The organism is Coleofasciculus sp. FACHB-712 (assembly GCF_014695635.1).
In the GTDB taxonomy this organism is placed as follows: Bacteria; Cyanobacteriota; Cyanobacteriia; order Cyanobacteriales; family FACHB-T130; genus FACHB-T130.
Map to the genome: position 1 here is coordinate 1 of NZ_JACJOQ010000170.1, position 7,318 is coordinate 7,318.

Here is a 7,318-nt window from a genome sequence, read left to right on the forward strand (position 1 = left end):
GGGAGACGCTGGTCGTGCGTCGAGGAGAGCTGATTGCCTTCAGCGGACAAGTAGAGATCCTAGACAGTTTTAGGGATTTGCATCTTTTGCCGCCAGACGTACTGCGAATTGAAATGCGCGATCCGCAAAACTCACAAATCTTGGTAGATGTCCAGCAGCTGATACCCGAACAGGTGCCGAGTTTTTCTTTTAGCTGTAATTTAGAGCTGCCCGAAAATTGCCAAACCCGTTTGATTTTAGGAGAAGTCACGTTAATCGATGCGGCTGAGACAGTCTTGGTGACTCACGCCTTTACCGTGACAGCCGATTTGGAAGACTTGCTCGATGCGATCGCTCACGATAAACAGCACGCAAATTTATTGAACCCGCCATTAGATTCTCTTTTGGGAGAGACACCCCCGATCGATTCATCTTTCCTCGATCTGGTGGAAACGGCAAAAGATACTCCGCTGCTGCACTTAGAACCTTTACCTAATAAACCCCTACCGGAGCAGATTGCTAAATCCGATCCTGCCATTGCAGCGCTTAAACCCCCGGAACTTCCAGCAATTGCTTCCGATACTGAGGCAACAGGGAACGGGGAGGCAACCGATAGCGATGAGCCTGAGGACATTCTCGCTTTGGGCGATCGCAATACATCAGTGACTTCTGAACCTCCGCCGGTGGTATCCCTCCCCCCGCAACTTTATCGACCCGATCCTGCCAATCCAGTTAATCGATCGCTTAAACTTCCGGTGATTTCTGATGCGATGCCTGCAACCGAGCGCATCGAGAATGGCGACACATCCGCTGCGAAAGAAGAAGATAAATCTTCTTCCCTAAATCCTCCCCAACCTGTTGATACCGCCCCTCCTGAAGGGGCTGCGCCTGATGTAGAGCAGTTATTTGATAATTTATTGAATCACTTAGCTCAGACTTGGCAACGTTCGGAGGAACCCGATGGAACAGATGCCAGCGCTGATGCCGATACAGATTTGCATAGTCAGCAGGACGTAGGTGTTGAAGATGCTTCTGATATCGAGGGAGCAGAACACTCCGCTGAACACTCCGCCGAACAAAGAGAAGCGCATCCCTCCGCTGACTCTCAAGCATCGCCCTTAGATACGGCTTTTGCGACCCTGAAGCTGCAAGATCGTTTTTTGTCCCGGTTGAACGACCTGGCAACGGATGAGGAATCTTCAGCATGGCTGCAACCGGAAGAGGTATTTGCAACGGAGGAGGAATCTACCGAGGAAGCAGAGCCTTCAGCAGACCTGACCGAGGGCAGCGAAGACACTGACGTTGCGGATGGTGACGTTGCGGATGGTGACGTTGCGGATGGTGACGTTGCGGATGGCACCGAAGCAACTGCCACCGAGCCGCAGGGGGAAACGGATGACCGTTTGCCACCAATGCCGACAGACTGGGAACTTGTAGCACTATTGCTTGACCAACAACCTCCCCTCCCAGAGTTGGAGGAAGAATTGGGTGAAGATGGCGGTATTGCCAGCGATGCAACGAACAATTCCCAAGAGGTGGGAGCCGCCTCTGGTCAACTGCCAGCAGCTCCGCAGAACCCGGTTGAGATGGCTAAGAATGTTTTATCGATGGCAGAGTCTGCGGTTAACTGGACAGAGCGAGAAATTGTGGTAGACGATGATCCTTCTGAACTCCCTCCCAGCACCAGTGGGCGAGGCGGGTATGGCTCGCGAGAAGCTTCCTCAAGGGGGGTACAACCAGGGCGATCGCGTTTTGCCAATGCGGGGCGGGGGGTTCCCCCAGAACCGCAGCCATCGTCGCTGGACGAGGAACCCGTGCCAGAGCCTGAGCTAGTTTTACCCGAAGGCGAACTGATTGCCGGACAACCGTTGGCTGTCCGCCTGACGTTGCGATCTGAGTCCCCCCGGCTCTATGTCAAGCTGTGGGTGCATGACCGCCAAACGCGATCGTTGCTGGATGGCCCCCGGTGGCTAGTCGATTTTATCCCTACTGGTTTAGAATCCCTAGAGGCAACGACTCAACTAACTGTGCCATTTGGGAGCGTGGAAATCCGTTTTGAAGCTGTCACGGTTGATACTTATACCCAACGAGAGAGCCATAAAGTAACCGTTGACCGTATAGTTATTCCCCCAGATTTGCCCAACTGGTCGCTAGATGAGTTTGCGGATTAGGCGCTTGTTAAAAATTTTTATGATTCGGTTTTTGGCTACCAATTCACTGTAAATTCAATTACGAAAGCTGTTTCATTAAAATAGGAAATTTAAAGATGGGAGCTTCATTCTTACCCTCAATCCTAGTGCCTCTAACTGGCTTGATCTTCCCGGCTGTCGCAATGGCCTTCTTGTTTCTTTACATTGAACACGAAGATCCTACGGGAATTTAACTTTAGCTGGGTATTAGTTGGGCAATGGAAAAAACCGCCTGTTCTAGTCAGAGAGGCGGTTTTTTTTGATGATTTGATGAGAGTTCTCTCAAATCTAGTTGATTACCCAGCTTTTCTCTACAAAGAGGAGCCTAGACCAGCGTAGGCACCATAGAAGAAAACACCTAGCACAGCGATCGCGCCCAGACCAGCGACGGTAGCTACAATCCACAACGGGATTCTTCCACTTCCAGACACAGCTTTTCCCTCCTAATTAAACTTAAAAATGATGCAGTCAAGCCCAGTTAGTTAAAGAAATAACTGGAAAACAGGATACCAAGGACAAAAACCAGTAGCAAGCCCAAGTAAAGAGAAGTACGGTTTAACTCAACTGGTTGATTATTGGGATTTGGACTCCGTTCTGGCATGATTAGGTTTCTCCTATCGTTGAATAAATTGCATAGAAGCGATCGCGCCCAAGAAAAAGATTGTTGGGACAGCCAGCGTATGAACCGCTAGCCATCTAACGGTAAAAATGGGATATGAAACTGGCTGATTGGGCGTATTAGTAGTCATGTTCTGCCACCTCTTTTAAACGACTTACTTGTTGAGACTCCCAATTCTTTTGATAGAAATGGGGCTTTTCGTACCGTAACGGGAAGGCTTTTCCTGCAAAAAGGGCTTCGTAAACCTATATTGAGCCTACTGACCCTTTGAAGTCTCCTCCAACCAGCTAGAGGTGATTCTTTTTCCAAACACTTCCGTATACCTACGGTACTTCACTACCGATGTATCAAACTGGATTCCCGTTCGCTCTTTAGAGCCGAATTGATGCGGTACTTTTAATCCCTTTTTTGCATCAAATCCAGCCAAAATTACCCCGGCAATCCTAACACAAATAGGTGCTTTTATTTTCACACCCAGCGATGTCTAGAGACTGCCCGCTTATTTTATAAAATCCTCGATTTGTTGCTTGGATTCAAAGCGATCTTGAACAATCGGCACTTCCTGCCGAGTTGGGGTGTAATACTCGTTGGGGCGGGGTGTCCCAAAGGCATCGTATGCAAGACCTGTGCTAACAAATAGCCAGCCTGCAATAAATAATGCAGGGATGGTGATGCTGTGAATTACCCAGTAACGAACGCTTGTAATAATGTCCGAAAATGGACGCTCTCCAGTTGTACCAGCCATTCAGATTCCTCCTCTGACAACAATTAAAAGCTAACTTAATTATGATACGAAACTCGGTAGAGAGTCACAAGCAAAGCATTAGTTGTATGACAATAATCTTGCTTTCCTCTTCAAGCCGCTTGCGACGAACCTTCGTATTTCAACAAAACACCTCGCTGACCTATGATAAATCCTTGCTGGGGTGTTAGAAACATAATCCTGTAAAGATTGGAAGGGATATCCTCTATCTCGCGAGCTTTTTCCCAAGTTTTGCCGCCATCCAGACTCCGCAGCAAATTTCCACTGCCTCCTGATACCCAAACTTCCTCAGGTGTCCGGTATGCCAAATCGAGTAAACCCCAACTGGTGGATACCTCTGGATATTGTGCTTCTTCCCACTCGTCTGGCTTTTCAGGACTGCTAAATTGTAGCTGACCGCCCCGCGCCAGCATCCACAGCCGACCATCTTGTGCAAACCCCATATTCTCCACTCTTCGGGAGCTATTTCGATTATGGGGAACCCAGGCATCTAGACCCGGCTCCCAAGTGGAGTAGAAGTTACCTTTGGCAGACACCGCAACATATTTGCCATCGGGAGAGCGAGACATATTGCGGACAACGCCCACCGCTTCTTGCACCATCGCTTTCCAAGTCTGTCCTGCGTCTTGAGTGCGATAAATTGCCCCAACGTTGGTGCTCATCTCAGCGGAGTTCGGACCGAGTGCCACAATTTTATTGGGTGCCCCCGGTAACTTGTTACTCAGCGCGATGCGAGTCCAAGATTTTCCCCCATCTGTGGTGTGGAGCAAGATAGAGGGTTCGCCTGTAATCCAGCCTTCTTGATCGGCAAAACTCACGCCAGTAAAGCGGTATTGCCGATCTCCCAGTTCCAGGTTTCTAGACTCCCAAGTCTTGCCGCCATCGGTTGTCTCCAACAGTGTGGAGTCACTCCCCACAACCCAGCCATGATTGGGGTCGCCCGTAAAAGCGAGATCCTGTAAGTTTGCCTGTGTTGGTAGAGAAATGGCGTGCCAGGGGCTGTTGCTCACCGAAGGAACTTGACTGCAACTGGCGCAAAAGAGGACAACTGCCAACAATATTGCAATTTGTTTCAGCTTTCTCACAAATAAATTCATACTATCTAGAACTGGTGCGTGCAAATCTTCTACTATACGAGTGTTAATCCAGCGAATGCGGCGGGGATTCGCTTCATCTGTTGCAAGCTGAGGCTGGTTTTATTGCAAACCATAGAGACTGATAAAGAACAAGAAGCCCAAGGCTAATGCCCCAAAAATGAGAAGATTCTTCTGTCCTGGGGTTAAACGGTTAACGCCTAGACCATAGCTCAGATTTTCCTTGAATCCAGAGGGGGAGCCTACAACGCCAATGTTTTGAAACTGTGTTTTTCGCACCCCACAAATTGGACAGCGCCAATCTATTGGCAATTCTTCAAAGGATGTCCCTGAGGGAACGTTACTCTTACTATCACCTTTAGTCGGCTCATAAATGTAGCCACAGGCGCGACATTCATAGCGATCTAGTGGTTGGGCATCGACGGCTTGATTGCTCATGGCTCAAGATAAAATTGAGAAGCCAATCTTAAAATGTATGTTAAAAATTATGCCATAAGTAGGGGATTTTCTTAATATTGTTTAGCTTGCCTCTGCCTTGAGGAGAGGACTTCGCTGTCATCCCTCGCTGCCAGTAACCATTGCCTGCTTCGATAGGAGCCTTGACTAGAAAAGCTGAACGGGTCAATCAGAAAACAGTATCGATGATCGACGTTCGCTGCCCCGCCACTAGCAACTTTGGCAGAGGCAGGCGCTTTATAATGTATAAATGTGAAGAAGTAATAACAGCCGTCCTTTCATCTGAGTGGTAGTACAAGATCGTGTTTGTCCTCAGTGGGTATGAGTATTTTTTAGGCTTCTTGCTAGCTTCCAGTCTGGTGCCGATTTTGGCGCTGACTGCCTCCAAGCTCCTGCGGCCCAGTGGTAGTAGTCCAGAGCGGCGCACCACTTACGAATCTGGCATGGAACCGATTGGGGGAGCCTGGATTCAGTTCAACATCCGCTATTACATGTTTGCGCTGGTTTTCGTCATTTTTGATGTGGAAACTGTTTTCCTGTATCCGTGGGCCGTTGCCTTCAATCGTCTAGGTGTACTGGCGTTTATTGAAGCTTTGGTCTTTATTGCAATTCTTGTAGTTGCTCTTGTTTATGCGTGGCGCAAAGGAGCCTTGGAATGGTCATGAAATCTAACGGTAATAGTGATATTGCTGCCTTTGAGGCGCAGCAGAAAGAGAAGATCCTTAACCCGATTGAGCGACCTTCTGTTACTCAAGAACTTTCTGAAAATGTCATCCTGACAACGGTTGACGACCTCTACAACTGGTCGCGGCTTTCCAGCCTGTGGCCTCTGTTGTTTGGAACCGCCTGCTGCTTCATCGAAGTGGCAGCGATGATTGGTTCCCGGTTTGACTTTGACAGATTTGGTCTAGTTCCCCGTTCTAGCCCTCGGCAAGCAGATTTAATTATTACTGCTGGCACGATTAACATGAAGATGGCACCGGCTCTGGTGCGCCTTTATGAGCAGATGCCAGATCCCAAGTACGTGATTGCAATGGGAGCCTGCACGATTACTGGCGGGATGTTCAGCGCTGATTCCCCGACTGCGGTGCGGGGTGTGGATAAGCTGATTCCTGTCGATGTCTATTTGCCTGGATGTCCCCCACGTCCGGAAGCGATCATGGATGCGATTATTAAACTGCGGAAGAAAATCGGGAACGATTCTATCCAAGAGCGGGATCAGTTTCAGCAAATCCATCGCTATTACAGCACCACGCACAAGATGCAAGCTGTAGACACCATCCACGATGGCAAGTATTTACAGTTGGCAACTCGCCAAACTCCGCCGCAAGAGCTGGCGGCAGCGACGGGTATGCCTGTAGCACCAGCACTGTTGACGGCAGAAAAACAGGAGGAACGTCGTGGCTGAAGCAGAATCCCCAGCAGAATCTTCAGGGGAACCCCAAGCAGAATCCCAAATTGTGGAAGCGGGTAAGGTTTCCCTTTGGCTGAAGGAAAACGGTTTTGAGCATCAGGAACTAGAACGCGATCGCAGTGATGTTGAGATCATCAAAGTTGACCGGGACTTCTTGATTCCGATTGCTACAGCTCTCTACGCTTACGGATTTAACTACCTCCAGTGTCAAGGTGGATATGATGCGGGGCCGGGAGAGGAATTGGTTAGCTTCTATCATCTAATCCAAGTGAGCGACAATGCTGACAGACCGGAGGAACTGCGGCTGAAGGTGTTTTTGCCGCGAGATGACGCTAGAGTTCCTTCGGTGTATTGGATTTGGAAGACGGCAGACTGGCAAGAGCGGGAAGCTTTTGATATGTATGGCATCGTCTATGAAGGACACCCGAACCTGAAGCGGCTTTTGATGCCGGAAGATTGGGTAGGCTATCCGTTGCGGAAGGATTATGTCTCGCCTGATTTCTACGAGTTGCAGGATGCTTATTGATTCAGGCAAAAGGCAATTAGTCAAAGAAAGACTTTTTCCGGGTTGACTTGTGGAAAGCACTCACTTTTGATTTGAAGTGGGTGCTTTTTTTTGGCGTAGGAATTAGGTGTAGACTGTATCAAATATCACTTGATTTCTCCTGCGTATTGACATATACTTGAAGAATGGGAATCTGTGCGCCTAGGTAAATTGATTTTTAAGTTAAGTTTGCAGCTATTTGAGTGTAGTGAATACTTAAATTAGCTGGTTAGATAAATAGCGATCGCACCCGATTACTC

Annotated in this window: 10 protein-coding genes and 1 pseudogene; 5 read left to right on the forward strand and 6 right to left on the reverse strand. The window is 48.6% G+C overall.

Translation table 11 applies throughout. The annotated features are described in order from the left end of the window. Nucleotides 1–2,150, forward strand: a pseudogene (locus H6F50_RS04510) (hypothetical protein); the annotation flags it as partial. A 95-nt stretch (nucleotides 2,151–2,245) separates the two neighbouring features. Then, complete coding sequence (gene psaI / locus H6F50_RS04515; RefSeq protein WP_190410993.1) at nucleotides 2,246–2,362, forward strand: photosystem I reaction center subunit VIII; 117 nt, start codon at nucleotides 2,246–2,248, stop codon at nucleotides 2,360–2,362. 117 nt (nucleotides 2,363–2,479) lie between these two features. On the opposite strand, the gene H6F50_RS04520 is transcribed toward psaI, so the two are convergent. From H6F50_RS04520 to H6F50_RS04545, 6 genes are all read right to left on the reverse strand, one after another. Continuing rightward, on the reverse strand, nucleotides 2,480–2,599 hold the full coding sequence (locus H6F50_RS04520; protein ID WP_190410994.1) for a photosystem II reaction center protein J: 120 nt from the start codon (nucleotides 2,597–2,599) through the stop codon (nucleotides 2,480–2,482). Nucleotides 2,600–2,646: 47 nt separating this feature from the next. Then, a complete protein-coding gene (locus tag H6F50_RS04525; RefSeq protein ID WP_190410995.1) occupies nucleotides 2,647–2,769 on the reverse strand; it encodes a photosystem II reaction center protein L in 123 nt (40 codons plus the stop codon). A 13-nt stretch (nucleotides 2,770–2,782) separates the two neighbouring features. Continuing rightward, nucleotides 2,783–2,917 carry a cytochrome b559 subunit beta gene (gene psbF / locus H6F50_RS04530; protein WP_190410996.1) on the reverse strand — a complete coding sequence of 45 codons (135 nt, stop codon included), beginning with the start codon at nucleotides 2,915–2,917 and terminating at the stop codon, nucleotides 2,783–2,785. Between the two features lie 369 nt (nucleotides 2,918–3,286). Next, nucleotides 3,287–3,532 carry a cytochrome b559 subunit alpha gene (gene psbE, locus H6F50_RS04535; protein ID WP_190426780.1) on the reverse strand — a complete coding sequence of 82 codons (246 nt, stop codon included), beginning with the start codon at nucleotides 3,530–3,532 and terminating at the stop codon, nucleotides 3,287–3,289. A gap of 110 nt (nucleotides 3,533–3,642) precedes the next feature. Continuing rightward, nucleotides 3,643–4,647 carry a photosynthesis system II assembly factor Ycf48 gene (locus H6F50_RS04540; protein WP_190426782.1) on the reverse strand — a complete coding sequence of 335 codons (1,005 nt, stop codon included), beginning with the start codon at nucleotides 4,645–4,647 and terminating at the stop codon, nucleotides 3,643–3,645. A gap of 99 nt (nucleotides 4,648–4,746) precedes the next feature. After that, nucleotides 4,747–5,082 (reverse strand): rubredoxin, encoded by a 336-nt coding sequence (locus H6F50_RS04545; protein ID WP_190410999.1) that lies wholly within the window; start codon nucleotides 5,080–5,082, stop codon nucleotides 4,747–4,749. A 320-nt stretch (nucleotides 5,083–5,402) separates the two neighbouring features. Here H6F50_RS04545 and ndhC point away from each other — a divergent pair, with 320 nt between their 5' ends. From ndhC to H6F50_RS04560, 3 genes are read left to right on the forward strand one after another with little or no spacing between them, the layout of a single operon-like run. Next, entirely contained in the window at nucleotides 5,403–5,765 is a 363-nt protein-coding gene (gene ndhC, locus H6F50_RS04550) for a photosynthetic/respiratory NAD(P)H-quinone oxidoreductase subunit C (protein WP_190411000.1), read from the forward strand. Then, nucleotides 5,762–6,508, forward strand: coding sequence for an NADH dehydrogenase subunit K (locus tag H6F50_RS04555; protein ID WP_206754032.1), 747 nt, complete (start codon nucleotides 5,762–5,764; stop codon nucleotides 6,506–6,508). Before ndhC ends, H6F50_RS04555 begins: the two co-directional genes overlap by 4 nt. After that, nucleotides 6,501–7,040, forward strand: coding sequence for an NAD(P)H-quinone oxidoreductase subunit J (locus H6F50_RS04560; RefSeq protein WP_190411002.1), 540 nt, complete (start codon nucleotides 6,501–6,503; stop codon nucleotides 7,038–7,040). Before H6F50_RS04555 ends, H6F50_RS04560 begins: the two co-directional genes overlap by 8 nt. Nucleotides 7,041–7,318 lie beyond the last annotated feature (278 nt).

What these genes read in the sequence shown, in the direction of transcription:
- H6F50_RS04555 (WP_206754032.1), top strand. Translation starts at nt 5,762, where the DNA reads ATGAAATCTAACGGTAATAGTGATATTGCTGCCTTTGAGGCGCAGCAG.
- H6F50_RS04545 (WP_190410999.1), bottom strand. Translation starts at nt 5,082, where the DNA reads ATGAGCAATCAAGCCGTCGATGCCCAACCACTAGATCGCTATGAATGT.
- psbF (WP_190410996.1), bottom strand. Translation starts at nt 2,917, where the DNA reads ATGACTACTAATACGCCCAATCAGCCAGTTTCATATCCCATTTTTACC.
- H6F50_RS04540 (WP_190426782.1), bottom strand. Translation starts at nt 4,647, where the DNA reads ATGAATTTATTTGTGAGAAAGCTGAAACAAATTGCAATATTGTTGGCA.
- psbE (WP_190426780.1), bottom strand. Translation starts at nt 3,532, where the DNA reads ATGGCTGGTACAACTGGAGAGCGTCCATTTTCGGACATTATTACAAGC.
- H6F50_RS04525 (WP_190410995.1), bottom strand. Translation starts at nt 2,769, where the DNA reads ATGCCAGAACGGAGTCCAAATCCCAATAATCAACCAGTTGAGTTAAAC.
- psaI (WP_190410993.1), top strand. Translation starts at nt 2,246, where the DNA reads ATGGGAGCTTCATTCTTACCCTCAATCCTAGTGCCTCTAACTGGCTTG.